General features: G+C 63.9%; 30 protein-coding genes. 18 read left to right on the forward strand and 12 right to left on the reverse strand.

Annotated elements, in window-relative coordinates:
• Nucleotides 1–162: 162 nt before the first annotated feature.
• Nucleotides 163–1077 (reverse strand): LysR substrate-binding domain-containing protein, encoded by a 915-nt coding sequence (locus tag FJV80_RS01375; RefSeq protein WP_142875367.1) that lies wholly within the window; start codon nt 1075–1077, stop codon nt 163–165.
• A 96-nt stretch (nt 1078–1173) separates the two neighbouring features.
• On the opposite strand from FJV80_RS01375, the gene FJV80_RS01380 reads away from it, so the two are divergent.
• From FJV80_RS01380 to sbmA, 3 genes are all read left to right on the forward strand, one after another.
• Nucleotides 1174–1398, forward strand: a complete 225-nt coding sequence (locus FJV80_RS01380) for a hypothetical protein (protein ID WP_095771090.1) — start codon at nt 1174–1176, stop codon at nt 1396–1398.
• A 115-nt stretch (nt 1399–1513) separates the two neighbouring features.
• Nucleotides 1514–2674: a YbfB/YjiJ family MFS transporter gene (locus FJV80_RS01385; RefSeq protein WP_095771089.1), complete on the forward strand. Its 1161-nt coding sequence runs from the start codon at nt 1514–1516 to the stop codon at nt 2672–2674.
• A gap of 115 nt (nt 2675–2789) precedes the next feature.
• Nucleotides 2790–4049: a peptide antibiotic transporter SbmA gene (sbmA, locus tag FJV80_RS01390; RefSeq protein WP_095771088.1), complete on the forward strand. Its 1260-nt coding sequence runs from the start codon at nt 2790–2792 to the stop codon at nt 4047–4049.
• A 34-nt stretch (nt 4050–4083) separates the two neighbouring features.
• Here the strand turns inward: sbmA and FJV80_RS01395 are convergent, their stop codons facing one another.
• Nucleotides 4084–5091 carry a polysaccharide deacetylase gene (locus FJV80_RS01395; protein WP_142875368.1) on the reverse strand — a complete coding sequence of 336 codons (1008 nt, stop codon included), beginning with the start codon at nt 5089–5091 and terminating at the stop codon, nt 4084–4086.
• Between the two features lie 236 nt (nt 5092–5327).
• On the opposite strand from FJV80_RS01395, the gene FJV80_RS01400 reads away from it, so the two are divergent.
• Together FJV80_RS01400 and der are read left to right on the forward strand one after the other, a co-directional pair.
• Complete coding sequence (locus tag FJV80_RS01400; RefSeq protein WP_095791280.1) at nt 5328–5993, forward strand: tetratricopeptide repeat protein; 666 nt, start codon at nt 5328–5330, stop codon at nt 5991–5993.
• Nucleotides 5994–6056: 63 nt separating this feature from the next.
• Nucleotides 6057–7496, forward strand: coding sequence for a ribosome biogenesis GTPase Der (gene der / locus FJV80_RS01405; RefSeq protein WP_142875369.1), 1440 nt, complete (start codon nt 6057–6059; stop codon nt 7494–7496).
• Nucleotides 7497–7514: 18 nt separating this feature from the next.
• On the opposite strand, the gene FJV80_RS01410 is transcribed toward der, so the two are convergent.
• A complete protein-coding gene (locus tag FJV80_RS01410) occupies nt 7515–8432 on the reverse strand; it encodes a LysR substrate-binding domain-containing protein (protein WP_095771084.1) in 918 nt (305 codons plus the stop codon).
• Nucleotides 8433–8551: 119 nt separating this feature from the next.
• Here FJV80_RS01410 and FJV80_RS01415 point away from each other — a divergent pair, with 119 nt between their 5' ends.
• The 7 genes from FJV80_RS01415 to FJV80_RS01445 all read left to right on the forward strand — a co-directional run bounded on the left by FJV80_RS01415 (nt 8552) and on the right by FJV80_RS01445 (nt 14151).
• On the forward strand, nt 8552–9844 hold the full coding sequence (locus FJV80_RS01415; protein ID WP_142875370.1) for an MFS transporter: 1293 nt from the start codon (nt 8552–8554) through the stop codon (nt 9842–9844).
• Between the two features lie 145 nt (nt 9845–9989).
• Nucleotides 9990–11174, forward strand: coding sequence for a cell wall hydrolase (locus FJV80_RS01420; RefSeq protein ID WP_142875371.1), 1185 nt, complete (start codon nt 9990–9992; stop codon nt 11172–11174).
• 256 nt (nt 11175–11430) lie between these two features.
• Nucleotides 11431–11838, forward strand: a complete 408-nt coding sequence (locus FJV80_RS01425; RefSeq protein WP_010914825.1) for an AtpZ/AtpI family protein — start codon at nt 11431–11433, stop codon at nt 11836–11838.
• An 84-nt stretch (nt 11839–11922) separates the two neighbouring features.
• Complete coding sequence (locus FJV80_RS01430) at nt 11923–12681, forward strand: F0F1 ATP synthase subunit A (protein WP_019856924.1); 759 nt, start codon at nt 11923–11925, stop codon at nt 12679–12681.
• A gap of 76 nt (nt 12682–12757) precedes the next feature.
• Entirely contained in the window at nt 12758–12982 is a 225-nt protein-coding gene (locus FJV80_RS01435) for a F0F1 ATP synthase subunit C (RefSeq protein ID WP_013896722.1), read from the forward strand.
• Between the two features lie 67 nt (nt 12983–13049).
• A complete protein-coding gene (locus FJV80_RS01440) occupies nt 13050–13649 on the forward strand; it encodes a F0F1 ATP synthase subunit B (protein WP_095791285.1) in 600 nt (199 codons plus the stop codon).
• Between the two features lie 10 nt (nt 13650–13659).
• Nucleotides 13660–14151: a F0F1 ATP synthase subunit B gene (locus FJV80_RS01445; protein ID WP_019856926.1), complete on the forward strand. Its 492-nt coding sequence runs from the start codon at nt 13660–13662 to the stop codon at nt 14149–14151.
• Between the two features lie 292 nt (nt 14152–14443).
• On the opposite strand, the gene FJV80_RS01450 is transcribed toward FJV80_RS01445, so the two are convergent.
• Nucleotides 14444–15139, reverse strand: coding sequence for a ribonuclease HII (locus FJV80_RS01450; protein ID WP_142875372.1), 696 nt, complete (start codon nt 15137–15139; stop codon nt 14444–14446).
• A 153-nt stretch (nt 15140–15292) separates the two neighbouring features.
• Entirely contained in the window at nt 15293–16447 is a 1155-nt protein-coding gene (locus FJV80_RS01455; protein ID WP_142875515.1) for a PA0069 family radical SAM protein, read from the reverse strand.
• 150 nt (nt 16448–16597) lie between these two features.
• On the opposite strand from FJV80_RS01455, the gene FJV80_RS01460 reads away from it, so the two are divergent.
• Together FJV80_RS01460 and FJV80_RS01465 are read left to right on the forward strand one after the other, a co-directional pair.
• A complete protein-coding gene (locus tag FJV80_RS01460) occupies nt 16598–17125 on the forward strand; it encodes a glycosyltransferase (RefSeq protein WP_095771078.1) in 528 nt (175 codons plus the stop codon).
• A gap of 144 nt (nt 17126–17269) precedes the next feature.
• Complete coding sequence (locus FJV80_RS01465; RefSeq protein ID WP_142875373.1) at nt 17270–18244, forward strand: hypothetical protein; 975 nt, start codon at nt 17270–17272, stop codon at nt 18242–18244.
• On the opposite strand, the gene FJV80_RS01470 is transcribed toward FJV80_RS01465, so the two are convergent.
• From FJV80_RS01470 to FJV80_RS01500, 7 genes are all read right to left on the reverse strand, one after another.
• On the reverse strand, nt 18234–18668 hold the full coding sequence (locus tag FJV80_RS01470; protein ID WP_095771076.1) for an aldehyde-activating protein: 435 nt from the start codon (nt 18666–18668) through the stop codon (nt 18234–18236). The genes FJV80_RS01465 and FJV80_RS01470 overlap by 11 nt on opposite strands.
• Nucleotides 18669–18805: 137 nt before the next feature.
• Nucleotides 18806–19360: a molybdenum cofactor biosynthesis protein B gene (gene moaB, locus FJV80_RS01475; RefSeq protein ID WP_142875374.1), complete on the reverse strand. Its 555-nt coding sequence runs from the start codon at nt 19358–19360 to the stop codon at nt 18806–18808.
• A 1-nt stretch (nt 19361) separates the two neighbouring features.
• Complete coding sequence (locus FJV80_RS01480) at nt 19362–20249, reverse strand: 4-(cytidine 5'-diphospho)-2-C-methyl-D-erythritol kinase (protein WP_095771074.1); 888 nt, start codon at nt 20247–20249, stop codon at nt 19362–19364.
• 26 nt (nt 20250–20275) lie between these two features.
• The gene (locus FJV80_RS01485) at nt 20276–20461 is read right to left on the reverse strand and encodes a membrane protein (protein WP_019856933.1); all 186 of its coding nucleotides are present in this window, start codon (nt 20459–20461) and stop codon (nt 20276–20278) included.
• 139 nt (nt 20462–20600) lie between these two features.
• Entirely contained in the window at nt 20601–21461 is an 861-nt protein-coding gene (locus FJV80_RS01490; protein ID WP_142875375.1) for a S49 family peptidase, read from the reverse strand.
• Between the two features lie 79 nt (nt 21462–21540).
• Nucleotides 21541–22356, reverse strand: coding sequence for a tRNA1(Val) (adenine(37)-N6)-methyltransferase (locus FJV80_RS01495; protein ID WP_142875376.1), 816 nt, complete (start codon nt 22354–22356; stop codon nt 21541–21543).
• On the reverse strand, nt 22356–22580 hold the full coding sequence (locus FJV80_RS01500; RefSeq protein WP_027041409.1) for a DUF2007 domain-containing protein: 225 nt from the start codon (nt 22578–22580) through the stop codon (nt 22356–22358). The genes FJV80_RS01495 and FJV80_RS01500 overlap by 1 nt, the downstream gene beginning before the upstream one ends.
• A 204-nt stretch (nt 22581–22784) precedes the next feature.
• Here FJV80_RS01500 and FJV80_RS01505 point away from each other — a divergent pair, with 204 nt between their 5' ends.
• The 4 genes from FJV80_RS01505 (at nt 22785) to FJV80_RS01520 (ending at nt 25794) form a co-directional block, all read left to right on the forward strand.
• Entirely contained in the window at nt 22785–23801 is a 1017-nt protein-coding gene (locus tag FJV80_RS01505) for a polyprenyl synthetase family protein (protein WP_142875377.1), read from the forward strand.
• Between the two features lie 109 nt (nt 23802–23910).
• A complete protein-coding gene (locus tag FJV80_RS01510; RefSeq protein WP_095771071.1) occupies nt 23911–24579 on the forward strand; it encodes a GntR family transcriptional regulator in 669 nt (222 codons plus the stop codon).
• 187 nt (nt 24580–24766) lie between these two features.
• On the forward strand, nt 24767–25360 hold the full coding sequence (locus FJV80_RS01515; protein WP_095771070.1) for a biotin transporter BioY: 594 nt from the start codon (nt 24767–24769) through the stop codon (nt 25358–25360).
• Complete coding sequence (locus FJV80_RS01520; protein ID WP_142875378.1) at nt 25357–25794, forward strand: DUF1284 domain-containing protein; 438 nt, start codon at nt 25357–25359, stop codon at nt 25792–25794. The genes FJV80_RS01515 and FJV80_RS01520 overlap by 4 nt, the downstream gene beginning before the upstream one ends.
• Nucleotides 25795–25880: the final 86 nt, after the last annotated feature.

Raw genomic sequence — 25880 nt, forward strand, 5'->3', positions numbered from 1 at the left:
CCGATACCTTACATAGACCGGCGCCACCCGCCTTTCCACCGCGATTGCGCTGGGCCAGTTCAGGCCATGGCCCCCAAAAGCGGGCACCGGTTTTCGAAAAAAGATCATGGTCGGCCAAAAGCGACAGAGCCTCATCCCGATTCCATCGGGATGGGACAGGCTTTATGCCGCGCTTTCGAGTGATCCGAACTGCGCCATCGTCGCCTCGATCTCTTCCTTGATCCAGGCCTTGAAATCCCGGACCTTGCGGCTCTCCGTCTTGGCCGACGCGGTCACCAGCCAGTAGCCGAGTCCGCTCTGGGCGCGGATGCCGAACGGCGCCATCAGCCGCCCGTCGGCCAGCGCATCCGCCGTCAGCAACTGCCAGCCCAGCATCACGCCATGGCCGGCAATCGCCGATTCCAGGCACAGCATCGGGTCCGTGAAGCGCGCGCCTTTCTGGAAGGTGACGGGCGCAACACCGGCCGCCGCGAACCAACTCTCCCAGTTGATCATCGCCCGCTCGTCGGTGATGGCGCAGGTCTGCGCAAGGTCCTCGATCGATTTCAGTTTTCGGGCGATGTCGGGTGCGCAGACCGGGAACACTTCCTGCGCCAGGAGCAGTTCGGCCCGCCCGCCGGACCATTTGCCGTCGCCAAGCCGGATGGCGATGTCGACGTCGGAATGGTCGAGATTGGCCAGCCGCACCGAAGCGTCGATGCGCAACAGCACGTTGGGATGGCGGTCGAAGTGGCGCGACAGTCTGGGCAGCAGCCATTTCGAAGCGAAGGCTGGCGCTGCCGAGACGACCAATGTGCATTGGCTCGCTTCGTCGGCCAGCGCCACGGCCTGGGCAAGCTCGCGAAATCCAGCCCCGAGGCGGGTCGCGAAGACGGCGCCGAACTCGGTCAGCACCAGACCGCTCGCCGTGCGCTCGAACAGCGCCTGGCCGAGCTGCTTTTCGGTGCGGCTTATCTGCTGGCTGACGGCGCCGACGGAAACGTTGAGCTCACCGGCGGCCGCCGCCAGCGAGCCGAGACGGGCAACGGTTTCGACGGCACGAAGGCCGTTGAGATGAACGCGGTTGAGCATGGCCATTTGAGATTTTCTAAACTGGTCCGGCTGAAATCTCAATTGAAAGACGCGAGGGAACGGCAGACTTTGTCGATGGGAGCCAGATCCGAGGAGGCTCAAATGTTAAGGCTGTTGTCGTCACTGAAGGTTCTGTTTGCTGCGGGCACGCCGTCCGGGTCGCGCGCGCAAAGCGACACGCAGACCTGGCTGACCGATCCGCTGTCGCATCCTGTGCTGAACACCATGTCGGAGCGTGAATTGGGCGACGTGCCGTTCAGGCTGACGGCGCGGCGAACGGTGCACGAGACCGCTTCATTGCACGCCGGTTTGGGTGGGCGCTGCTGAGCCGACGACGCGCCTTCGGCTTGACTGGAAGTCGAACCCGTCGCGCCTCTGCGCGCGCACTGGCCCAACGGATGGCGGATTGTTTCAACGATCCCTGCATTTATTGTGCGCTGCAATGAGATCGGCCACCTCAACAGCACTGCGCTTCACCCTCGCCGGCATGATCGCGATGGCGGTGGCCATGGGCATCGGCCGCTTCGTCTACACGCCGATCCTGCCCGGCATGATGGAGGAGCTGCATCTGTCGCCGGCCAACGCCGGGTGGATCGCGTCCGCCAACTATCTCGGCTACCTCGTCGGCGCGTTTGTGGCGGCGGGCGGCTGGGCGCATGGGCGCGAGCGTGTGCTGATGCTGGGCGGTCTTGGCGCCAGCACCATCCTTGCCGCGTTGATGGGGCTGACCGACGCCATGGCCGCCTTTCTCCTCATCCGCTTTCTGGCCGGTCTGGCCAGCGCCTTCGTCATGGTCTTCATGGCCAGCATCGTTTTCAGCCATATCAATGCCGCCGGTCGCGGCGACCTGCAGGCCTGGCATTTTGGCGGCGTCGGCCTCGGCATCGCGATCTCCGCGGTGATGATGGCGGGGCTGGTGACCGAGCATGCCGGCTGGGCCGCGGGCTGGTTGTGGTCGGCGGCAATTTCGGCTTGTGGCTTCGTGGTCGTGGCGCTGCTGGCGAACGAAGGCCCGCTCACAAACGGCCAAGCCGTCCGTGAACCGGCGCTGCCGAAAGACCGGTCGCTGATGAAAATCATCATCGCCTACGGCCTGTTTGGCTTTGGCTATGTGGTGACGGCGACGTTCCTGGTCGCCATCGTCCGCCAGGGCGGCGGCGGCCGGGTCTTCGAGGCCATGGTTTGGCTGGTCGCCGGTCTTGCCGGTTTTCCCTCGGCCTGGCTGTGGCAGAAGATAGCCGGGCGGGTCGGGCTGAACGCCGCCTATGCGCTGGCATGTCTCATAGAAGTGATCGGCGTCACCGCCAGCGTGGCGCTTGGCGGATATTTAGGACCACTGCTTGGCGGTTTGCTGCTCGGCGGCACCTTCATCGCCATCACCGCGCTTGGCCTGCAGGCCGCGCGGCAGCAGGCGCCGCAGGCGCCCCGGCGCATCTTTGCCTTGATGACGGCGTCGTTCGGCCTTGGCCAGATCATCGGCCCGATCGCCGCCGGCCTGTTGGCGCAGATGTCAGGCGATTTCTTCCTCGCTTCGATCGTCGCCGCGGCCATGCTGGTGGTCTCCGGCGCCATCACATGGTCGGCCGTGCCAAAATCGCCATGATTTGTGGTCTTGCTCTGCGCCGGGCATCGGGGCAGGCATTTTCTTTCCCCCTAATGTGTGACCTTATGCCCGCCGAAGTCAGCTGATTTGCCCACCAAGCAAGGAATTCGCCACAGTGTTCGTATCCTTCTTCCCGCAGCCGAAGCTCTTTTTCTCTTCGGCCGCCATTTGGAGCCTTGCGGCAATCCTGTTCTGGTTTTTCGGCGGTGAGCAATTGGGCGCCGTTTTCGGCCTGCCAGCCGCCGCCGCCGATGCGCCGCCCATCATCGGCATCGCTGTTCTCGTGTCGAAGCCGTTCCTCTGGTTCTACATCTATTTCGTGGCCTGCGTGGCCATCTTCTACGCATTCTGGAGTTGGTATTCGCCGCATCCGTGGCAGCGCTGGTCGATCCTGATGACGGCGGTCATCCTGTTCTTCATCTATTTCAATGTGCAGGTAAGTGTCGCCGTCAACGCCTGGTACGGGCCTTTCTTCGACTATGTGCAGGGGCTGATGTCAGGGACCGGAAAATCGACCAACGGTGAATTTTATACCGGGCTGGCCGACTTTTCCTGGCTCGCGCTGGTCGGCATGAATGTGCAGGTGGTCAATGCCTTTATCGTTAGCCATTGGATATTCCGCTGGCGCACGGCGATGAACAACTACTTCATCGAGAACTGGACCAGGCTGCGCCATATTGAGGGTGCTTCGCAGCGCATCCAGGAAGACACGATGCGGTTTTCGCAGATCATGGAAGATCTCGGCTCCAGCTTCGTCCAGTCGATCATGACCTTGATCGCTTTCCTGCCAGTGATGATCCAGCTGCAGGCCCATATCAGCGAATTGCCGATCGTCGGCGCGATCCCGCAGCCCCTGGTGGTCGCGGCGCTGGCCTGGTGTCTGTTCGGAACGATCTCCGTGATGATTGCCGGCCTGAAACTTCCGGGGTTGCAGTTCCGCAACCAGCGCGTCGAAGCCGCTTACCGTAAGGAACTGGTATACGGTGAGGATCATGCCGACCGTGCACAGCCTGCCACCACCGCCGAACTGTTCGCCAATGTCCGGCACAATTATTTCAGGCTCTATTTCCACTACATCTATTTCAACGTCGTCCGGTACACCTACCTGCAGGCCGACAACATCTTCTCGCTGCTGATCCTGGGTCCGTCGCTGGTCGCGCACAAGATAACGTTCGGCGCGCTGAACCAGATCTCGAACGCCTTCGGCAAGGTGACGGGTTCGCTGCAATTCCTGCTCACCTCGTGGTCGACCATTGTCGAGCTGCAATCGGTCCATAAGCGCCTGCGCGCCTTCGAGGCGACGCTGCTGGGCGAGCCTTTGCCCGATATCGATCGGCGCTATCTGGCAAGGCAGGGCGCCGAAGATCCCGCCTGAGGAGATTTGGGTTGATGCCAAACAGGTTGGCGGCTCAGCCGCCAACCGAAGCCTGCTTCTGGCTGGCAGACTGCCGCGAAACGTAGTCGCGAAAGCTGATGCATTCGACATCGGCCTTGACGCAGACCTCGCCGGCAAAGCGCTCCAGCGCGTTCCAGTAGGCGCCGTCATTCATCAGCGTGAAGTGGAAGCCGAGTTCCAGCGGAATGCGCTTGCCCTGATACTGCGCGTCGAAGGCGGCGCGAAAGGCCTGATAGGTCCGGTTAGCGAACTCGTCCGCCATGCTCGGCCGCTCGAAACCGCCGGAATGCCTGACATAGAGATTGTAATCCATGGCGATTACCGGCCTGGATTTCGGTCCTTCCGGGATCTGCGGCAGTGAAAAGCGGGTGATGCCGCCGACGGTCGGCGGCTGGGCAGGACCTTGCGAGACGCCGCTGGCGTCGAACTCGTAGCCGGCGGCGGGCAAGGCCTCGTAAAGCGCCTTGCTGGCCGACAGATACGGCGCGCGGAAACCGATCACGGCATGCCGTGCGAAGTCGCGCCAGCCAGCGGGCTCAGGCGCGATGCCGTTGATTGCATAGGCATTCTCTAAAATGTGTTCGAACGAGGCGAATTCTTTCAGCCAGTCGGCCTTGCTCCAGTCCTTGCCGTCGAAATGGCCGCAGGCATGGCTGGCGATATCGTGGCCTTCATGCGTGGCAAGGCCGATCTGCTCGAGCCGCTCGGCCACTTCCTGCTTGGAAGCGGCAAAGCCGATGTTGGATTTGCCGGCCGTTTTGCCTGGTGCGGTGTATTCCTGGCGTGTCTCCTGCGACAGCAGGAAGACGCAGGAGAGAAAATAGGTGAAATGCGCGCCGGTGCGCTGCGCCAGCGCCCGGCTGCGCTTCCACTGCGAGATGTCGCGGGCGCTGTCGAAGGAGATGATCACCACCTGCTTCGGCTTTGCCGGCATTGGCGGCGCGGGCGGATCGGCCAGGGCCACGCCGGCGGTGGCGAGGGAGACAAGCGAAAACGCGGCAACGCGGGACAAACAAGGCATCGGCAAACTTACAGGCTCCGGGCGGTCAGCAAGCCGGCTATCCCCGAAATGTGGCATGGGTGCGATTGGGCTTTCTGCCGGTTTGCCTGGGCAAACATCCGTTTGCCCTGGGTAAACATCCGTTTGCCCGGTGGGAATAGGCGATTTTCAGGCCGAACCCCTTCCATGCCGACAAAATTTCGCTAAAACGCGGGCTCATGAACCGCCCCGGCCCGGGGCAGGAATGGTTTTGATTGATGTCCGACGACAGTTTTATCCGTGAAGTCAACGACGAGATGCGTCGCGAGCAGGCGCAGAAGCTGTGGGACCGTTTCGGCCCGGCCTTGCTCGTCATCGCCATCCTCGTGGTGCTCGGCACCGCCGCCTTCGTCGGCTATCGCTATTGGGACGAGACGCGCGCCAACCGCTCCGGCGATGCCTTCTCGCAGGCGCTGAAGCTGGCCAATGACGGCAAGAACGACGAGGCGCTGGCCGCGCTCGATCAGCTGGAAAAGGATGGCTACGGCGCCTATCCGCTGCTTGCCCGCATGCGTGCCGCCACGGTCAAGGCGAGCAAGGGCGACGCTGCTGCCGCCGTCAAGGATTTCGACGATGTCGCCGCCGACACCGCCATCCCCCAGGGCATTCGCGACATGGCACGGCTCAGGGCAGCGCTGCTGCTCGTCGACCACGGCTCCTTCGCCGACGTGTCCAGCCGCGTCGAGGCGCTTACATCGGACACCAACACGCTGCGCCACACGGCGCGCGAGGCGCTCGGCCTTGCCGCCTGGAAGGAAGGCAAGACCCAGGACGCGTTGAAGCTGTTCGACCAGATCGCCGCCGATGACGGCGCCCCGCGCAACACCCGCGAGCGGGCAACGCTGATGTCCGAGCTGATCCGCGGCTCGGGCAATGCCTCGTAAATGCATGTCGCCCAAAAGTGCGCAGCGGTTTTGGGACAACGACATGCATGATTGTAGGACCGCATGACCTTCAAAGTCGCCATCATCGGCAGACCTAACGTCGGCAAATCGACCCTTTTCAATCGGCTGGTGGGAAGGAAGCTGGCGCTTGTCGACGACACACCGGGCGTCACCCGCGACCGTCGCGTCCATGCCGCCAAGCTTTACGATCTGCATTTCGACGTCATCGACACAGCCGGTTTCGAGGACGCCGGCGCATCGACCTTGCCCGGCCGCATGCGCGCGCAGACCGAGATCGCCATCCACGAAGCCGACCTGATCTTCTTCACCATCGACGCCAAGTCCGGCCTGCTGCCGGATGACAGGACCTTCGCCGAGATCGTGCGCAAGTCCGGCAAGCCGGTCGTGCTGGTCGCCAACAAGGCCGAGGCCAAGGGCGCGCAGGGCGGCATGCTGGAAGCCTGGGAGCTTGGACTTGGCGAGCCGATCCCGGTTTCCGCCGAACATGGCCAGGGCATGCCCGATCTGCGCGATGCCGTGATCGCGGCGCTCGGCGAGGCGCGCGCTTTCGGTGAGGACGAAGGGGGCGAAGACGACGAGATCGCCGCCACCGAGGTGCTGATCGGCGAGGATATTGCCGACCCCGACGCCGAGGATGTGCACGCTTACGACGACACCAAGCCGATGCGCATCGCCGTCGTCGGCCGCCCGAACGCCGGCAAGTCGACGCTGATCAATGCGCTGATCGGCGAGGAGCGGCTGCTGACCGGACCGGAAGCCGGCATCACCCGCGATTCGATCTCGGTCGACTGGGATTGGCACGGCCGCCGGCTGAAGCTGTTCGACACGGCCGGCATGCGCCGCAAGGCGAGGATCCACGAAAAGCTGGAAGTGATGTCGGTGCAGGACGGCTTGCGCGCCATCCGCTTCGCCGAGATCGTCATCATCGTGCTCGATGCCACCATTCCCTTCGAGAAGCAGGATCTGCAGATCGCCGACCTGATCATCCGCGAGGGAAGGGCGCCGGTGATCGCCTTCAACAAATGGGACCTGATCGATCATCCGCAGGAACTGCTGGCGGAACTGCGCGAGAAGACCGAGCGGCTGCTGCCGCAGGTGCGCGGCATCCAGGCGGTGCCGGTCTCGGCCGAAACCGGGCGAGGCCTCGACAAGCTGATGGACTCGGTTCTCAGAACCCACAAGGTCTGGAACAGCCGCGTCTCGACCGGCAAGCTCAACCGCTGGCTCGAAGCCATACTGGCGCATCATCCGCCGCCCGCCGTTGCCGGGCGCCGGCTCAAGGTCAAGTACCTCACCCAGGCCAAGACCCGGCCGCCGGGCTTCGTGGTCCAGTGCTCGCGTCCGGATGCGATGCCGCAATCCTATGTGCGCTATCTCTCCAACAGCCTGCGCGAAGCCTTCGACATGCCGGGCGTGCCGATCCGCATTGCGCTGCGCACCTCCGACAATCCGTTCGCCGGCCGGGCCAAGAAACGCGGCTGAGCCTCAGTGCTCGTCCGATCAGGCGACCGCACGCAGGCCGGTAGTCCCCGCATTGCCCGGCAAGGCCTGCCGCGCCGCCTCCAGCAATATGGCGGCGAGGCGGGCCGCCACCGGCTCGGGTTCGGCATCCCGGCGGTGCAGAAAGAGCGCCATCTTGGGCAGTGCCGGCAGACCGGCAATCTCCGGCGTCATCGCGCTGACGCTGGCCGGCAGGCCGACATCGGTGCGGATCGTCAGCCCCAGGCCAGCCGCCACGGCCGCCCAGATGCCGCCGAGGCTCGGGCTGGAGAAGGCCATGCGCCAGGGCAGCCCGGCGCGATCGAGCGTCTCGGTCGCAACCGTGCGCAACAGGCATGGCGCCTCGAGCGCCACCAGGGGCAGCGGTTCGCCGTCGCGCAGGCTGGTCTCGATGCGCCTTGCCGGGCCGATCCAGCGCATGGGAACATCGGCGACATGCTCGCTGTAGGGCAGCGTCTGGCCGCTATGCCAGGCGAGCGCGATGTCGAGGCTGCCTGACATCACCCTTTCGGCAAGCTCGTGGCTGCGCGCGATCCTGGCCTCGATCTTGACCTTGGGGTGGGCACGGGCGAAGCGACCGAGCACATCCGGTAGCACCGCTTCGCCAAAATCCTCCTGCAGGCCGAGCCGCACCCAGCCTTCCAGTTCGACATCATGGATCGCCGCCGCCGCCTCGTCATTCAGCTCGAGCAGCCGGCGCGCATAGCCGAGCATGGTCTCGCCGGCCTCCGTCAAGGCCAGCCCACGCCCCGATTTGCGGAAGATCGGCGTCGCTGCCTGCTCCTCCAGTTTCTTCAATTGCGCGCTGACCGCCGAGGTCGACCGGCCAAGCCGGTCGGCGGCCTTGGCAAAGCTGCCCAGCTCCATGCCGGTGACGAAACTGCGGAGAACGTCGAGGTCGAAGGTCACGCGTCGCATGGAAACGTCCTGTTTTTCAGGATCAATAATCAAAAACTTCCTGATTTTAAGGATGAACTTATGGCGCTAGGGAAATTCCGTCAAGATCCACGCGACTGGACCACCACGGGAATGAAACCATGTCCTCCATTGTCGACTGCACCGACCAAGACACGCAAAAACCCCTGGGAGGCAGTGCTGCCGGCCCTACCGGAAGGGTATTCAGCCCTGGCCACCGCTGGAAGGTCCTGGGCATCGGTGTCGCCGCGAACGCCAGCTTCTCGGCCACCTTCTCCGGCATACCGGCAACGGCGGTCGTGCTTCGTCAGGGCTATCACCTGAGCAATGCCGAACTTGGCCTGGCACTCGGCCTTCTCGGCCTGGGGGTTGCGCTGAGCGAATTGCCCTGGGGCTTGCTCACCGATCGCTGGGGCGACCGCCGCGTGCTGCTGATCGGGCTTGGCGCGACGGCGGCCTGGCTCCTTGCCATGGCCATGCTCGTCGTGCCGACAAGGTCAGGCGTTCCCGATGTCATGCTCCTGTCGGCAAGCCTGCTCCTCACCGGCCTGCTCGGCGGCAGCGTCAATGGCTCGAGCGGCCGAGCCATTATGGGCTGGTTCCGGGAAAGCGAGCGCGGTTTCGCCATGAGCATAAGGCAGACGGCGGTGCCACTTGGCGGCGGCCTAGGCGCGCTTGTCCTGCCTTCGCTCGCCTTAGCTTTCGGCTTTGCCGCGGTGTTCGCGCTGCTGGCCGGCGTCTCCGCTCTCTCGGCGCTGTTTGCCTGGCGCTGGCTGCATGAGCCGCCGACGGCGGGGCACGTCGTCGCGTCGGCTGTGGCCGGACCGGCGCCGCTACGCAACATCGAGGTCTGGCGCATCGCCACCGCCATCGGCCTGCTCTGCTTCCCGCAGGTGGCCGTGCTCACCTTCGCATCGGTCTTCCTGCACGACTTCGTCGGGCTGGGGACGGCGGCGATCAGCGCGAGCCTCGCCGCCGTGCAGATCGGCGCCATGGTCATGCGCGTCTGGAGCGGCCGCTTCACCGACCGCCATGGCAACCGCCGCCAGCTTCTGCGCGCATGCAGTGCGCTCAGCGGGTTGGCCTTCTCTGTGCTTTGGCTGATGGTCATGGCCAGCCCCACATTGCCGGGCGGCCAGTCCTTGCTGATTGCCGTCCTTCCCTTGGTGCTGATTGTCGCGGGTATCTCGGTTTCCGCCTGGCACGGCGTCGCCTATACCGAACTTGCCACGCTGGCCGGCGCCGGCCATGTCGGAACCGCGCTCAGCTTGGCCAACACCTTCGTCTTCGTCGGCTTCTTCCTGGTGCCGGTGGCCATCCCCGGACTGCTGCACCTCTGGTCATGGTCAGGCGTATGGTTGTCGGCCGCCATCTGCGCGCTGGTCGCCTGGCCCGTCTTCCTGCGGCCGGCCTGAACGTCCCGGCCGCAAAACCGCCCGACTTCCAAACCACGACCTTGAGCCGACTGAGAAAACCCGATCGATCCCGTTAACGTCCCATCAAGGTTAATGCATCATTTTGCTCTCCAGTGGGGTCAGTAGCGTTCCTGGAGAGAGTTCCGTGCATCGACGCGTCTTGAAGCGGCTTGCTGCCGCCGCCGGTGAGAAGAAACGCAATTTTGTGTCTCCTTTCATCATCGGCCTCGGCATCTGGATCGGCTTCCCGACCGTCGCCGCCTACCAGGACATGACGAGCCTCGTTTCCGGCCTCGAATCGCCGACTGCGCGCTGGAATTCCTATGTCGAGAGATCCGTCGCTGGTTCGACCCATGCTGCCGAGATGCCCTTCGTCGATTCCGACGTCACCGGCTCGATCTCCGGATCGGGTATTCACCTGGCTGGCGTCGGCAACGTGGCGTTTCGCGGCAAGGGCGGCAAGGTCAGCGGCTCGCCCGACGAGGACCGCGTGGTGCGGGCCGACAAGAAGGATCGCATCGTCCAGGTGTCGCCCGTTGCGCCGCCGAAGAACTTCAACGCCGGTTCGATCTTCCAGCGGACCTCCTCCTTGATGCGGCCGAGCATGGACGGCGGCCTGAAAATGGCCTTTGCCAAGCCGCAGATCAAAGGCAAGGAAATCCAGATCGCCGCGGAATTCCATGCGCGTGAGGACAAGAAGCCGGATCCCGGCGTGCCGGCCATGCTTGCCGCCCTGGTCAACAACGAACATCCCGATGTTCTGGCGACGGCCTATGCGCAATCCGAGCCAGACTATGCCAAGGCCTCGCCCTTCGAAGCCCTGCTGCAGGATGAACAGCCCAACAGCGGCCGCTTCATTCCGCCGATGGCCAAGGGCGACCATTGGTGGATCCAGAACCCGCTGCCGGCCAGCGTCTTCTCCAAGCCTGAGCAAAAGTGCCTGGCCAACGGCATCTATTTCGAGGCGCGCAGCGAATCCGTTCGCGGCCAGGCCGCCGTTGCCCAGGTCATCCTCAACCGCGTGCGCAATCCGGCCTATCCCAATTCGATCTGCGGCGTCGTCTATCAGAACGACAGCTGGTTCAACCGCTGCCAGTTCTCCTTCGCCTGCGACGGCAGGAGGAAGCGCATCGACAGCCCGGCCGCCTACAAGACCGCGCAGGATATCGCCATGGCCGTCACCGCCGGCAAGATATTCATTCCCGAGGTCGGATCGTCGACGCATTACTATGCCCAATATGTCCATCCGGGCTGGGCGCGCACCATGCAGAAGATGACGAAGATCGGCCTGCACATCTTCTACCGCACCTATGGCGGCGGCTGGAGTTGAGAGCTCGCCGGCCGATGGTCTTTTCCATCGGCCGCAGGCTCGACCAGGCAGCCATTGCCGGGAGGATTCGCGCAGCGCATCCCCATCATCGCGGCGGGCACGATGTCGCACCTCGCTAATTAATTGATTTTATTGCTTAAAATACATGGCAATGATCTTCCGCCCGTGGCTTGACGGGCGCAAACCCTCTAACTATGTTGCCGGCGACTTTAGAAGCGGACGGACGGTGACGGTCTGACCGGGCAGGGGGGTTGCGATGGCCGATAAAAGCAGGCCAGACGGAACCGGAGAAACCGGCCGCGGCAAGCAGCATGAACCTGACATCCGCGACGACGATCTTGAGCGACGTCGGCGTGAACTTGAAGCATCGCTTGCGACAAGGCTGCCGAACCGGCTTGAGGGGAAAGACGACGCGAAAGCGGGCAGTGCGGCCGGATATGGCCAGGCGGTCAAACTCTCCAGTGAATTTATCGCTGGCGTGGTGGTGGGCGCCGGCATCGGCTGGATCATCGACCGTATGGCGGGGACATCGCCGTGGGGTCTGATCGTTTTCCTGCTGCTTGGTTTTGGCGCCGGCGTGCTCAATGTCATGCGTTCGGCAGGCGTTGTGGCGGAATTCGGACAGGGCGACAAATCACGCTCTGGCCGGGACGACAGCAAATGACCGCCTTTCAGGCGGCATTCGGAAATAGCCGCCCTCACGCGGCAATGGTAATTTGGCCGTACGCGGCATTGACGGGGTTAGAACGTGGCAGCTGACAAGGTCGATCCGATCCACCAGTTCCATATCATCAAGCTGGTTCCGATTAACATCGGCGGCTACGACCTGTCCTTTACGAATTCGGCACTGTTCATGGTCGCGACCGTGGTCGTCGCAGCCGCGTTCCTGTTCCTCACGACATCGAGCCGCAGCCTGGTTCCCGGCCGGCTGCAGTCGATCTCCGAGATGGCCTATGAATTCGTCGGCAACATGTTGCGCGATGCCGCCGGCACGCAGGGCATGAAGTTCTTCCCCTTCGTGTTCTCGCTGTTCATGTTCGTGCTGGTCGCCAATCTGCTGGGCCTGTTTCCTTATTTCTTCACCGTCACCAGCCACATCATCGTCACCTTCGGCCTCGCCGCCTTGGTGATCGGAACCGTGGTGGTCTACGGCTTCATGAAGCACGGCCTCGGCTTTCTGAAACTGTTCGTGCCGCATGGCGTGCCGGTGTTCCTGCTGCCGCTGGTGGTACTGATCGAAGTCATCTCCTTTGTCTCGCGCCCGGTCAGCCTCTCGGTTCGTCTGTTTGCCAACATGCTTGCCGGTCACATCACCCTGAAGGTGTTTTCAGGCTTCGTCGTCAGCCTCTCCGCGCTCGGCGCGGTCGGCGTCGCGGGCTCGGTCCTGCCGCTGGCCATGGCGGTGGCGCTAACGGCGCTTGAATTGCTGGTCGCCTTCCTGCAGGCCTACGTCTTCGCGGTGTTGACCTGCATGTATCTCAACGACGCCCTGCATCCCGGGCATTGAGGAAGAGTTTCCGGCCCAAGGACATTGGCGCCGGATGGAAACGCAACGGAATTTCAGATCCAAAGGAGTTGAACAAATGGACGCAGAAGCAGCAAAGTACATCGGCGCCGGCATCGCTTGCCTGGGCATGGGTGGCGCGGGCATTGGCCTGGGCAACATCTTCGGCAGCTACCTGTCGGGCGCGCTACGCAACCCGTCGGCTGCTGATGGCCAGTTCGGCCGCCTGATCTTCGGCTTCGCCGTGACCGAAGCTCTGGGCATCTTCTCGCTTCTCATCGCGCTGCTGGCCCTGTTCGGCTGAGCCAGGCTTTGGGAAGATTGGACAGGCCGGCCGCGCAAGCGGCGGGCCTGATATCTGGGGATAGTCCATGTTCGTGACATCTGCCTTCGCGCAAGAGTCCGCGCCATCAGCCGATACCAGCCATGCCGCGACCGGAGCCGATACGAACTCCGGTACCAGCGTGCCTGCCGAAGCGCATGGCGCATTTCCGCCCTTCGATCCTGCGACCTTCCCGTCGCAGCTTCTATGGCTGGCAATCACTTTTGGGCTGTTCTACCTCTTCCTGAAGCGGGTCGTGGTGCCGCGCGTCGGCGGCATCATCGATGTCCGTAACGATCGCATCAGCCAGGACCTCGATCAGGCATCGAAGTTGAAGGGCGAGGCCGACGCCGCCGTTGCTGCCTACGAGCAGGAACTGGCCGAAGCCAAGAAGAACGCCAACTCGATCGGCCAGCAGGCCGCGGATGCGGCCAAGGCGGAAGCCGAGACCGCGCGCAAGAAGATCGAGGCCGCGCTCGACGAGAAGCTTGGCGAGGCCGAGGCGCGCATTTCATCCATCAAGGCCAACGCCATGAAGGAAGTCGGCAGCATCGCCGAGGACACTGCCTCGGCGATCGTCGAGGCCCTGGTCGGCGGCAAGGCCAGCAAGGCCGAGATCGCGGCCGCGGTCAAATCCGTGGCCCGGTGAGGAGCGCATCATGGACGCTACATCTCTCGCGACGCTTTGGGCCACGATTGCCCTGATCATCTTCCTGGGCGTCGCCATCTACATCAAGGTGCCCGGTCTTATCGCCAAGGCGCTCGACGCCCGCGCTGCCAGGATCAGCAGCGAACTCGACGAGGCACGCAAGCTGCGCGACGAGGCCCAGCAACTGCTCGGCCAGTACAAGAAGAAGCGCAAGGAAGCCGAGCAGGAGGCAGCCGACATTGTCGCGGCCGCCAAGCGCGAAGCCGAAATGCTCGCCACCGAAGCGCACAAGAAGACCGAAGACTATGTTGCCCGGCGCACGGCACTTGCCGAGCAGAAGATCGGTCAGGCCGAGCGTGACGCGGTCGCCGAGGTGCGCGCCAGCGCCGTCGACATCGCCGTCGAAGCCGCCCGCGCGCTGCTCGCCGCCAAGGTCGACGTCAAGGCCGGAGCCGACCTGTTCAAGGCTTCGCTGGCGGATGTGAAGGCCAAGCTGAACTGAGCTGACATTTGGATATCAAAAGGCCGCCCGGGCAACCTGGCGGCCTTTTCTATTGGGTGCTGACGTCAACGCCGCCGACCTCGCCCCTCGTGGGGGAGATGCCCGGCAGGGCAGAGGGGGGCGCCAAAGAATGCCGGCCTTGGTTGCCTCTGGCCAACTTTGAATCCGCCTTAGGCTGGAGATGTTCAGGAAGCCGAGTAGGATCGATCGATATCCCGGCGGGACAGCGCCCCCCTCTGTCCTGCCGGACATCTCTCCCACAAGGGGGGAGATCAGCTATGTCGCTGTCGGCTCAATCCAGCCCGGCCAGGCTCTCTTCCTCAACCACCTCAGCCCCGCCCAGCCTGAACGGCGCGAACGAAATGCGGTGCAGCCGTGCCACCGGGCCATGCGTCTCGATCGCCGTGCGGTGCCGGGCCGTGGCGTAGCCCATATGGACCTCGAAGCCGTAGCGGTCGTGGTGGCTGCCGCAGCCGCACATCATGCGGTCGCGCATCACCTTGGCGACGATGGAGGCGGCGGCGATCGACTGCGAGCGCTGGTCGCCCCTGATCAGCGCGCGTCCATCGCATGGCAGTCCGGGCGGCACGTCGCGGCCGTCTGCAAGCGCGAGCTTCGGGCGAACCGACAGCCCGACCAAAGCGCGGCGCATCGCTTCGAGGCTGGCCTTGAGGATGTTGCTGCCGTCGATGCCCTCGGCGCTGATCGACGCCATCGAAACCGCCTGCGCGGAGCCGAGAATGCGCAGGAACAGCGCCTCGCGCTGCAAATGGCTGAGACGTTTGGAATCGTCGAGGCCTTCAGGGATGTTGGCGGGATCGAGCACCACCGCTGCCGCGACCACCGGTCCGGCCAAAGGACCGCGGCCGGCCTCGTCCATCCCGGCGACCGGCCACAACCCGTCGGCCATTGCCTTCGTTTCGAAGGAGAAATCGGGTTTCTCGACGATTTCGAAGAGAAGCGGAGAATCGGAACGCGCGCGAGCCATGTTGCGGCGAGGTTCGCATCGGCTCCGATTCTCCGCAAGTCCCTCCGGGTCGGGTGGGGCGCCGGACCGGGAGGGCACCGTCTGCAGGCCGGGGCAGGCCGGACGGGATTTTGTGCGCCGTGGCAGCTCAAACCGCCGCCGCGAATTGCAGTCTCACAGCAGCATCAACTGCTCCTGGTCCTTTCCGGCGGCGATGAACTGGTCGGTGCGCAACGTGCGCCGTTCGGTATTGAGGCCGAGCCGCTTGGCGGTAATTTCGAAGCGGCGGCCGATCTGCCAGGCGTAGGGTCCGGCGCCCTTCATGCGCTTGCCCCATTCCGAATCGTAATCCTTGCCGTCGCGCATCGACCGGATCAGCGACATCACGTGGCGATAGCGGTCGGGATAGTGGCGCAGCAGCCAGTCCTTGAAGATCGGGCTGACCTCCAGCGGCAGGCGCAGCACGACGTAACCCGCCTCGCGCGCGCCGGCGGCGTAGGCCGAATCGAGGATCCGCTCCATCTCCTGGTCGGTGAGGCCGGGGATGATCGGCGCCACCATGACCGAAGTCGGAATGCCGGCATCAGAGAGTTGCCGGATCGCTTCGAGCCGCTTGGTCGGCGTCGACGCGCGGGGCTCCATCGTCCTGGCCAGCATGCGGTCCATGGTCGTCACCGACAGCGCCACCTTGGCCAGTCCGCGTTCGGCCATGCGCGACAATATGTCGATGTCGCGCGTCACCAGGGCGGATTTGGTGACGATGCCGACCGGATGGCCGCGCGCTTCCAGCACTTCGAGGATCTCGCGCATGATCCGGTACTGTTTCTCGATCGGCTGGTAGGGATCGGTGTTGGTGCCGATGGCGATGGTGCGCGGCTGGTAGCCGTCCTTGGATAGTTCCTTGTCGAGCAGCCGCGCCGCATCGGGCTTGGCGAACAGCTTGGATTCGAAATCCAGTCCCGGCGACAGGCCCATGAAGGCGTGCGTCGGCCGCGCGAAACAATAGACACAGCCATGTTCGCAGCCGCGATAGGGGTTGATCGACCGGTCGAAGGAGATGTCGGGCGATTCGTTGCGGGTGATGATGGTGCGCGGCTTTTCCACCTGCACTTCGGTCTTGAACGGCGGCAGTTCCTCCAGCGAACTCCAGCCATCGTCGAAGACATGCCGGCTGATCGGTTCGAAGCGGCCGGACGGATTGATGCCCGCCGACCGTCCGCGATTGCGGTCCGGACGGATGCGCATGCCACTCTGCTCGATCATCGCATTGGCCATTTCGGCTCGTCCTGCCCCGAAGGCTGCAATGTCGGCACGCACGATCGGTTCCATCTTGGCCCGCTCCCAGGGACTGTCCATGTTGTGTCGAATCGCTCTGTTCATGAAATTATTCCTATTTTGCCAACGAGAACAAAGCAAGAACTTTTTATGCTGCGCCGCAAAAACTGGCGCTGTGCGCGGCTTTCCGCTATTCGGCTAAATATGCTCAGTGTTCTCATCGAAACCCGCAATGACGAGGAGGCTCTCGCCCGCACGCTTGGCTCGCTGATTGGCGGCGCGGTCGAGGGCGTGGTGCGCGAAGTTGTCGTCTGCGACACCGGCTCCAACGACCAGACGCATCATGTCGCCGACCATGCCGGCTGCCACTATGTGGCAAGCGGCGGTATCGCCGCCGGGATAAGGCAGGCCAAGGGTGATTGGCTGTTGCTGCTGGAGCCGGGCGCGCGGCTGGTGGAGGGCTGGACCGACGCGGTCGTCGCCCACACGGCGAGGCAAACCATGGCGGCGCGGTTTTCGCGCGCGCGGGGCAGCCGCACGCCTTTCCTGGCCAGGGTCTTTTCGGGAAACCGTGCGCTCGCCGACGGGCTGGTGATCAGCAAGCGCCAGGCCGCATCGCTGTCAAAGAGTGCCAGCAGCGCCGAGGCGCTGGCGCGGGGCCTTGCGACGAAGAAGCTCGAGGCCGAGATCTGGGTGGCGCCGCCGAAGCAGCAACACCGCGCGCCGAAGTGATTTTTTGCACCTGCTCTGCTCATTGTGCATTGCACAAAATCTGACGCACGGTTAGCCTTTCCCGAGGTGGGTGAATTGGGTTTGGGTCATGCGAGTGGTGGGCACCGATGCGGCATCGGTGTCACCCTCAAAGAAGAGGACCCGATGACGCTTTCAACCCCTGACAATTCCGGTGCTGACAGTCTCGAAGCCATTGCGCGCAATGGCAGCCTGCTGCGGCGTATTGCCGTGCGCATTCCGACCTATCTCACGGACCTGCGCGAAAACCCGGCCTGGCTGCCGATGTTCATGCTGGCGCGCACCATGCCCGGGCGCCGGATGCATTGGCTGGCCTCAAAACGCGCCCGTCCTGCCGACAATGTCGGGGATACGATGTTTTCCGGTGTCGAGCGGGCGGCGGTGGTCGATGCGCTGCGTTCCGACGGCCTGTTTTCAGGCCTCGTCCTGCCGCCGGAGATCCATGAAGAGATCGCGGATTTCGCGGGGCGCAAGCCTTGCTTCGGCAATTTCGACCGCCGTCTCGAATTCATGCCGGGCGACCATGCGCAGGCCGAGAAACGCCTGGGCCGCTCTCTGCTCAGCGGGCACTATTTCGAGCGCATCCTCGACTGCCCGGCGGCACTCGCTATACAGCGCGATCCGCTGCTTCTCGACATTGCAGCGCACTATCTCGGCGCACAGGCGAAACTGATCACGACGCGCGTCTGGTGGAGCTTTCCGACCGGCAAGGCCTCGGACGCCGACAAGAACCTTGCCTCGCTCGGCAAGTATCATTTCGACCTCGACGACTGGCGCATGCTGAAGTTCTTCTTCTACCTCAAGCCGGTCGATGCCGACACCGGTCCGCATGTCTATGTCAGGGGCAGCCACAGGCGCCGCGCCATCAAGCATCAGTTGACCCTGCTGGTCGGCCATCCCGCCCAGGAGGTGCTGGACGTCTATGGCGAGCACAGCCCGGTGACGCTGACCGGCGAAGCCGGCCTCGGCTTCGTCGAGGATCCGTTCGGCTTTCACATGGGCACCGTGCCGACGCGCACGCCGCGGCTGATGATGGAAGTCGGCTTCGGCGTCTCACGCCCCTCGCGCCGGCGCTTTCATGGCGAACCGGTTATTCGGTAAAGGCGAACCGGATCTCCACCTGCATCCACCGCACCTGTCGCCGGGCAATGCGGCTTTCCCTGCTCTCGGCATCATAGTCCACGGCGACTGGTTCGCGGCTGAACTTCAACCGGTCGTCCAGGGCATTGACGATGGCGATCGCCCTTGAATCACCGTCATCGGTGGTGATCGCCGCGACGTAGACACCGCAGTCCCGGCAGATCAAATAGTCGGCTGTACGCAGGCCGAACCGATATCTGTGCAATTGGGCTTCGTCCTTGATCAAGACGGTCAGCCTGCCGTCCGGATCGGCGACGGCGCGCGAGCCATGTTTGGTGCAGAACGAACATTGGCAGGCGCGGACCTCGATTTGCGAGGGGTCGATATTGGTTGAAAATCGAAGTCGTATGTTGCCGCAATGGCACCCGCCGGCATGCTCGTTCATCGTATCTTCCTGGGTCGTGATCGGCCTTCCACGAGAAGGTACTTTCTCCGGCATCCGGTTTGGAATGGCTTTTGGAAGGCACTGACGCCGTTCTGCCTTCCAAGCGCGGCGTGAAACCCGGGCTTTGCCCTCAGCTCTTACGGAGCCGACTTCCCGCGCCGCAGATGTTCGTCCAGGCGCGGCATGATCTCGACGAAGTTGCAGGGCATGTGGCGGTAGTCGAGCTGCCCCTTGAGGATGGCATCCCAGGCATCCTTGCAGGCGCCGGGCGAGCCCGGCAGCACGAAGACGAAGGTGGCGTTGACGACGCCGCCGGTCGCCCGGCTCTGGATCGTCGAGGTGCCGATCTTGTCGTAGGAAATGCGGTGGAACACTTCCGAAAAGCCGTCCATCCGCTTTTCGAAGATTGGCTCCAGCGCCTCCGGTGTCACGTCGCGCCCGGTAAAGCCGGTGCCGCCGGTGGTGATGACGACATCGATGGCCTTGTCCCGCGACCATGCCAGCACCGTGTCGCGGATCTTGTCGCGGTCGTCGGTGACGATGTCGCGAGCGGCCAGGATGTGACCGGCCTCGGTGATGCGGTCGGCCAGCGTCTGTCCGGATTTGTCGTCTGCAAGGCCGCGCGTGTCCGAAACCGTCAGCACCGCGATACGCACCGGAATGAAGGAACGGCTCTCGTTGATACCAGCCATGTCACTCAGCCTCCGATGGCATGCTGCGCGTCGCCGCGACGAACCAGTCGGGCTGGCGGCCGCGGATCTCGGCAGCCGCGCGCTTGGCGACATTGCCGGTCTCGAACAGGCCGAAACATGTCGCGCCCGATCCCGACATGCGTGAAAACCCCGACCCGGCCTTGTTGAGCCATGACAGGGCCCTGCCTATGGCGGGCTGCAGTGCAAGGGCTGCCGGCTCCAGATCGTTGCGGGTAATCTCCAGCCAGTTGCGCAGGCTGTGAAAATCGATGCTGCGCGGCAGTGGCGGCAGGGGCTCGTTGTCGCGGCGAGACAGGGTCGCGAAGACATCCGCCGTCGACACCGGCGTGCCTGGATTGACCAGCACCAGTCCCAGCGCCGAAAAGTCCGGTACCATCGACAGCTCGTCACCGATGCCGCGCGCCACCAGTGGCTTTGCCGCCAGGCACATCGGTACGTCGGCGCCAAGCGAAAGGCCGATCCGCGCCAAGCCGGCGTCGTCCAGATCCAAGGCCCATGCCTGCGCCAGTCCGCGCAACACGGCCGCCGCATCGCTCGACCCGCCGCCGACGCCGGAGGCAACCGGCAGGTTCTTTTCGAGTTTTATGGAGATGGGCGGGGTCCGTGAGGGGCCAGCCTCCCGTCGCAAGGCATCGCGCGCCTTTAGCACAAGATTGCTGGCGTCGAGCGGAACCGCCGGCGCATAACGGCCCGACACGGTGAAATCATCGTTATCGGCGAGCGCGATCTCGACCCGGTCGCCAAAGCGTGTGAACACCGCCAGACTGTCGATCAGATGGTAGCCGTCAGCACGCCTGCCGGTGACGTGCAGCGCCAGATTGATCTTGGCATGCGCGTGCCAGATGCACGAACCGATCTCGGTGTCCACGGCGTCAGTCGTATAGGGGATGATGCTCAGTCCTTGGCCAGCCGGTATTCGCCGGTCTTCGGGTCCTTGACCAGCGTTCCCATCGCGCCATTGGCCGCCTGCTTTTCGGTGCGCCGCACCTTGGCCGTCACGCGCTCGGCTTCCCGGATGAAAGTGCGGTAGCCAAAATAGGCGGCGGCGCCAACGACGGCGAAGAAGATGATCTGCGGCATGTCACAACTCCTACCACGCTGGGCCGGCGAAGGCGGCCGGTCGGGTCGGTTGATGCATGTCGCCCAAAACTGTGTCCGGTTTTGGAAAAACGGCATGCATGGACTTCAAGCCTTCATGCTAGACGGTTTTGCGCGGTTTTCAAAGCCCGAAGCGGGCCCACAATGCGCGCTCTTCCGCCGCATCGATGACGCCGCTGGCGGCGGCGGCGGCAATATCGGGCGCTGAAAAGCCCTTGCTTGAGCCGAACAGGCCGAAACGACCGAGGAAACCGCGCGGCGCGGTGATCAGCCTGAGCTGGGTCTTCGCGCCAAACCGAGTCTTCAGCACCGTGCGCATGTCGCCGAGTGCATCGACGAGGCCGAGCTCCACGCCTTTCTTGCCGGTCCAGAACAGGCCGGTGAACAGATCCGGATCGTCCTTCAGCTTCGTGCCGCGCCGCTCCTTGACCAGATCGATGAAGGTTTCGTGCACCTCAAGCTGCAGCGCCTTCAGCCGTTCCACGTCTTCTTTTTTTTCGGGCTTGAACGGATCGAGCACCGCCTTGTTCTGGCCTGCGGTGTGGACGCGGCGTTCGACGCCGATCTTCTTCATCAGTTCGGGAAAGCCGAACGAGGCCGAGACCACACCGATGGAGCCAACGATGGAGGAGGGATCGGCAAAAATCTCGTCGCCGGCGGCCGCGATCATGTAGCCGCCCGAGGCCGCGACATCTTCGACGAAGACCAGCACCTTTTTGTTCTTTTCGACAGCCAGGTCGCGGATGCGCCTGAAGATCAGGCGCGACTGCACCGGCGAGCCGCCAGGCGAATTGATCGAGATGGCAACCGCCGGCGCATCGAAGGAAAATGCCTTCTCGATAAGGCCGGCTGTCGAGGCCAGCGACAGATTCTGCCGGAACTGGCCGCCGGCCATGATCGTGCCGTGCAGCCGGATGACCGGAATGGTGACGACGGTGGAGCGCCAGGATTTCGGCAGCAGGCGGTTGAAAAAGCGTTTCACGAGGGCGCGGTCTCCGGTCGATAGGTTGCAGGCATGTAGGGATTTCCCGGCCAACGGCAATGCGGCGGCGAGGAATAGCTCAATCTCCAAACAGCGAGGCGAGACCGTTGGCTATCATTTCGCTGCGCTCGTCGGGGCCATTGCCCGATTGCGCGTGAAGCATCAAAGGCGGACGGATGGCAAGTTTTCCGCGCGCGCCGAGCGCTGCCCGCACAATGATACGGATCGCCGCTGCGTCGGGGCGAGGGTGCACGGCGAGCAGCTCGGCATCGCCGAAGCGACCTGACATCGCGTCGAGAATGGCGCCGAGCTGTTCGGGCCGCGCGATGACCGCAAGCCCGCCGCGCGGCCTGACCACCGCTGCCGCGCTGCGGATCCAGCTTTCGAACAGCCCGTCCTCCGTGACATGGGCTTCCTTTCGCAGCCGGTCAGGCGTGGCGCGGTCCCTGGCTGCGTTGAAGGGCGGGTTCATGATGACATAGTCGAAGTCGTTGTCGGCCAGACCTGCCGCCACCCGGGCCTGGCCTGAAACCGTGACGTCGGCGACGAGCACGGATGCGCGATCGCTGAGATGCGCATTGCCGGGGTGAGCAAGGGTAGCCGATGCGAAGGCGGCCATTTCCGGTGCGCGTTCGACCAGAACGGCCCGGGCAGCCGGGCAGCGCGACAGCACCGCCAGGCCGGCAGCGCCGGCGCCGGCGCCGAAATCGGCGAGACGTCCGCCAAAGACGGACGGCACGGACGCCGCCAGCATCATCGCATCCATGCCGGCGCGGTGGCCGCCATGCTTGGGCTGGACGAGCCAGAACCGGCCGCGATGGAAGGCATCGACCGTATGGGCCGGCGTGTCCGAGCCGAGGGTGTCAAGGGCAGGGGCGGCTGGCGCGGTCGACATTATTTTGTGCGGATCTCGTTGGCGATGCCGGCATCCCTGAGGATGCGACGAGCGGCATCGGCCTGGTCGGCGTCGACCATGACGCGCTTCTGCAAAAGCCCGATCGACCCTTCGAGAATGCTCATATTCTGATCGGCGACAAAGCAGGCGATACCGGCGTCGCGCATCAGCGATTCGACGAAGGAGATGATCACGGCATCGTTGGTGCGGACAAGCTCTATCATCCTATGAAACTCGCAGTTTGCGCCATTGATGTAAACGGGCAGGGGATTCGGCGGCAGAGCCTTGGCTCCATCCAGGATCGTTAACAGGCTGTCACCGCCGCCGCGCCAATTCGCCACTTGCCGTGGCCGTGTCCGCCGCCCTAGAGTCCGTATCGGGACTAAGGGTGCCGTCGCACGCGTTGTAACAAGACGGGAGTTATTGTCGTGGGTGTCGTTCTCAACATCGAAAACGGGAAGCGGGAGCCCGCCTCCATCAAGGATCTGATCGATCTGACGGCGGCCGACATGGGACGCGTCAACGAATTGATCCTGTCCAAGGCCGGCTCCGACGTCGAGATGATTCCGGAGGTCGCCAACCATCTGATCTCGTCGGGCGGCAAGCGGCTCAGGCCGATGCTGACGCTCGCCGCCGCGCAGATGTTCGCCTATGCCGGCGAAGGCCATGTCAAGCTGGCCACCTCAGTCGAGTTCATGCATACCGCGACTTTGCTGCACGACGACGTCGTCGACGAGAGCGGCATGCGCCGTGGCAAGAAGACCGCCCGCATGATCTGGGGCAACCAGGCAAGCGTGCTGGTCGGCGATTTCCTGCTTGGCCAGGCCTTCCGCATGATGGTCGATGTCGGCTCGCTCGAAGCGCTCGACATCCTGTCGAGCGCCGCCTCGATCATCGCCGAGGGCGAGGTCATGCAACTCGCAGCCGCCAAGAACCTTGAAACCACCGAGGACGAGCACTTCGCCGTCATCAAGGCCAAGACAGCCGCACTGTTTTCGGCCGCCGCCGAAGTTGGACCGGTCATCGCCCAGGCGACCCGCAATGATCGCGCGGCACTACGCTCCTACGGCATGAATCTCGGGCTTGCCTTCCAACTCATCGACGATGCGCTGGATTATGGCGGCACCAGCAAGGACCTGGGCAAGAATGTCGGCGACGATTTCCGCGAGGGCAAGGTGACCTTGCCGGTCATCCTCGCCTACCGGCGCGGCACCAAGGCCGAGCGCACCTTCTGGAAGCGCGCCATCGAGGACAATGTCGTCGACGACGCGGGCCTGGAAAAGGCGATCGGCCTGATGACCCGTCACGGCGCCATCGCCGACACGATCGGCCGCGCCCGCCATTTCGGCGAGATCGCCCGCGACGCGCTGGCGCCGCTGGAAGAAACGCCGCAGAAATCGGCGCTGATCGACGTCATCGATTTCTGCATCAGCCGGGTGAACTGAGAAGGCCGTCTTTTCTCCGAATTTCCGGTCGCTTTGTACTGGGGAGAACGATGGCGAACACGGCCTCGTCGTCTCGACAAGCGGCCTTGCGGCAAATTATCTATAAAACATGGCAAAGGGCACGGACGACACCATCGCGGTGCGCATCAGCAAGGCGCTGGCGGACCGCATCATCTCGGGCGCGATCGAGCCTGGAGCGCGGCTGCGCCAGGATCATGTCGCCGAGGAATTCAACACAAGTCATGTTCCGGTGCGCGAGGCCTTCCGCCGTCTGGAGGCGCAAGGCCTGGCCGTCAGCGAACCGCGCCGTGGCGTGCGCGTCGCGGCTTTTGATCTCGGCGAGGTCAAGGAGGTCGCCGAAATGCGGGCCGCGCTCGAAGTGCTGGCGCTGCGCCACGCCGCGCCGCATCTGACGTCGGCCATTCTCGATCTTGCCGAGGAGGCGACCAAGGCTGGCGACAAATCGCGCGATGTCCGATCCTGGGAGGAAGCCAACCGCGCCTTTCACCGGCTGATCCTGGCGCCATGCGGCATGCCGCGCCTGCTCGCCACCATCGACGATCTGCATGCCGCCAGCGCCCGCTTCCTGTTCGCGGCATGGCGCTCGGAGTGGGAGGCGCGCACCGACCAGGACCATAGGGCGATCCTGACCGCCTTGCGGCAGGGGAACACCGAATCGGCCGCGGCGACGCTGGGGCGGCATGTCCAATGGATCGGCCGCAAGCCGGTCAGGACAGCGTCCGGCGCGACGCGCGAAGCCTTCGCGATCGTGGGTTGATGCCCCTCACCCAAAAGTGGCCCTCAATTTGGGGCGCCATCCATAAAGCAATGACCTGAAGCGCATCGCGACGCAGTTCAGACGCTCTTTGTCGTGGGAAGGCTTGCTATGTTGCGAGAAATGTGGATTCGATAATAGATCGAAAACAGAAATTATCTATAATTTCAAATCGACCGAAGGGACCCTCATGACAGACATCGCATTCACGTCCAGCAAGCCGTCCTTCAGCCCGCTCCGGCTTCAAGACCGCTCGCTCGCCTGGCAGGTCGGAGCCGTGGTGCTCGGCACGCTGTTCCTGGCGCTGTCCTCCTACATCGAGGTGCCGATGGTGCCGGTTCCCGTGACCATGCAGACCTTCGCGGTGACGCTGATCGGCGCGCTCTATGGCTGGCGGCTTGGCGCGGTCACCATCGCGGCATGGCTGGTCGAGGGTGCTGCCGGCTTTCCGGTGCTGGCCGGGGGCGCTGCCGGCGTCGCGCATTTCGTCGGGCCGACCGGTGGCTATCTCTTCGCTTTCCCGATCACCGGCGCGCTTGTCGGCTGGCTGGCCGAACGCGGCTGGAACGGCAACAGGGTGGTGCTTGCCTTCGCCGCCATGCTGCTCGGCAATCTTGCCTGCCTGGTGCTCGGCACGGCATGGCTCGCCGTCATGATCGGCACTGAGAAGGCCATTACCTTCGGCTTCCTGCCGTTCATTGTCGGCGGCTTGCTGAAGTCGGCGCTTGGTGCCGCGACACTCATGGCGCTCCCCCGTGGCAAGGCGAAGCCGGCCAATCCGTGACGATCAGGCTGCGCGCTCATCATCTCCTTTGCCTGCTCACCTATGTGGGCAAGGGATACAGCCCCGCCTTCACCGTCAATTATGACGCGATCGCGGAGCGCCTGAGCCGGGGCGAGGACATCCTCCTTGTTTCCGGCCCGGATGATGTCTGCGCGCCTTTGCTCGAAGGGCCGGACCCGCATTGCCGCAACGAGAGCGTCATCGAGCGGGACCGGCTTGCCGCACGCGATGTCGGGGATCTTCTGGCCCGACCAATCCAGCCCGGCGTCCGCCTCGATCTCGACGCGGCAATCCTGGCGCGGCTGCGACAGGCGTTCTCCGTTAATGGCGTGCGCAAGGCTTGCGGCGGTTGCGAATGGAACGAACTGTGCGGCGCGATTGCGGCCGGCGGCTTTCCCGAGACGAAAGTGCAGCGATCCGTCGTGCAGCGCTGACCTTGACGCCGGCCTTTCCGCGGCCGAAAATCTCCTCCAGCCATGGTTTGTTAATCGGCTGACCCGATTGTGAATTTCAGGCGGAT

The organism is Mesorhizobium sp. WSM4310, assembly GCF_007003935.1.
In the GTDB taxonomy this organism is placed as follows: Bacteria; Pseudomonadota; Alphaproteobacteria; order Rhizobiales; family Rhizobiaceae; genus Mesorhizobium.

Bases quoted from the DNA above. Each gene is read 5' to 3' on its own strand.
- FJV80_RS01375 (WP_142875367.1), bottom strand. From the start codon at position 1,077: ATGGCCATGCTCAACCGCGTTCATCTCAACGGCCTTCGTGCCGTCGAA.
- FJV80_RS01380 (WP_095771090.1), top strand. From the start codon at position 1,174: ATGTTAAGGCTGTTGTCGTCACTGAAGGTTCTGTTTGCTGCGGGCACG.
- FJV80_RS01385 (WP_095771089.1), top strand. From the start codon at position 1,514: ATGAGATCGGCCACCTCAACAGCACTGCGCTTCACCCTCGCCGGCATG.
- FJV80_RS01395 (WP_142875368.1), bottom strand. From the start codon at position 5,091: ATGCCTTGTTTGTCCCGCGTTGCCGCGTTTTCGCTTGTCTCCCTCGCC.
- FJV80_RS01400 (WP_095791280.1), top strand. From the start codon at position 5,328: ATGTCCGACGACAGTTTTATCCGTGAAGTCAACGACGAGATGCGTCGC.
- der (WP_142875369.1), top strand. From the start codon at position 6,057: ATGACCTTCAAAGTCGCCATCATCGGCAGACCTAACGTCGGCAAATCG.
- FJV80_RS01410 (WP_095771084.1), bottom strand. From the start codon at position 8,432: ATGCGACGCGTGACCTTCGACCTCGACGTTCTCCGCAGTTTCGTCACC.
- FJV80_RS01415 (WP_142875370.1), top strand. From the start codon at position 8,552: ATGTCCTCCATTGTCGACTGCACCGACCAAGACACGCAAAAACCCCTG.
- FJV80_RS01425 (WP_010914825.1), top strand. From the start codon at position 11,431: ATGGCCGATAAAAGCAGGCCAGACGGAACCGGAGAAACCGGCCGCGGC.
- FJV80_RS01435 (WP_013896722.1), top strand. From the start codon at position 12,758: ATGGACGCAGAAGCAGCAAAGTACATCGGCGCCGGCATCGCTTGCCTG.
- FJV80_RS01440 (WP_095791285.1), top strand. From the start codon at position 13,050: ATGTTCGTGACATCTGCCTTCGCGCAAGAGTCCGCGCCATCAGCCGAT.
- FJV80_RS01445 (WP_019856926.1), top strand. From the start codon at position 13,660: ATGGACGCTACATCTCTCGCGACGCTTTGGGCCACGATTGCCCTGATC.
- FJV80_RS01450 (WP_142875372.1), bottom strand. From the start codon at position 15,139: ATGGCTCGCGCGCGTTCCGATTCTCCGCTTCTCTTCGAAATCGTCGAG.
- FJV80_RS01455 (WP_142875515.1), bottom strand. From the start codon at position 16,447: ATGGAACCGATCGTGCGTGCCGACATTGCAGCCTTCGGGGCAGGACGA.
- FJV80_RS01460 (WP_095771078.1), top strand. From the start codon at position 16,598: ATGCTCAGTGTTCTCATCGAAACCCGCAATGACGAGGAGGCTCTCGCC.
- FJV80_RS01465 (WP_142875373.1), top strand. From the start codon at position 17,270: ATGACGCTTTCAACCCCTGACAATTCCGGTGCTGACAGTCTCGAAGCC.
- FJV80_RS01470 (WP_095771076.1), bottom strand. From the start codon at position 18,668: ATGAACGAGCATGCCGGCGGGTGCCATTGCGGCAACATACGACTTCGA.
- moaB (WP_142875374.1), bottom strand. From the start codon at position 19,360: ATGGCTGGTATCAACGAGAGCCGTTCCTTCATTCCGGTGCGTATCGCG.
- FJV80_RS01485 (WP_019856933.1), bottom strand. From the start codon at position 20,461: ATGCCGCAGATCATCTTCTTCGCCGTCGTTGGCGCCGCCGCCTATTTT.
- FJV80_RS01495 (WP_142875376.1), bottom strand. From the start codon at position 22,356: ATGTCGACCGCGCCAGCCGCCCCTGCCCTTGACACCCTCGGCTCGGAC.
- FJV80_RS01500 (WP_027041409.1), bottom strand. From the start codon at position 22,580: ATGATAGAGCTTGTCCGCACCAACGATGCCGTGATCATCTCCTTCGTC.
- FJV80_RS01510 (WP_095771071.1), top strand. From the start codon at position 23,911: ATGGCAAAGGGCACGGACGACACCATCGCGGTGCGCATCAGCAAGGCG.
- FJV80_RS01515 (WP_095771070.1), top strand. From the start codon at position 24,767: ATGACAGACATCGCATTCACGTCCAGCAAGCCGTCCTTCAGCCCGCTC.